General features: G+C 73.6%; 1 protein-coding gene. It reads right to left on the bottom strand.

What is annotated here, in order from left to right:
* Window positions 1–258: ATP-binding cassette domain-containing protein (locus tag RVY79_RS20335; protein ID WP_317466398.1), on the bottom strand; the 258-nt coding region annotated here is incomplete at both ends.

Genomic DNA, 258 nt, shown 5'->3' with positions numbered 1-258 from the left:
CTGGAAGATCATGGCGATGGAATCGCCGCGCACCCGCCGCATCTCGACCTCGGGGGCCGTGAGCAGCTCGCGCCCCGCGAAGCGCACGCTGCCGCCGATGCGGCTCGCGTCCCGCGGCAGGAGGCGCAGGATCGACAGGGCGCTGACGCTCTTGCCGGAGCCGGACTCGCCCACGAGCGCCACGGTCTCGCGGGGCCCGACATCGAAGGAGACGCCGTGCACCACCGCGTGCCAGCGGCCCTCCGAGCGGAAGGACAC

This window comes from Chromohalobacter sp. HP20-39 (genome assembly GCF_033052815.1).
In the GTDB taxonomy this organism is placed as follows: Bacteria; Pseudomonadota; Gammaproteobacteria; order Pseudomonadales; family Halomonadaceae; genus Chromohalobacter.
The sequence above is the reverse complement of the archived record's forward strand: the minus strand, read 5'-3'. Positions and strand labels throughout refer to the sequence as shown.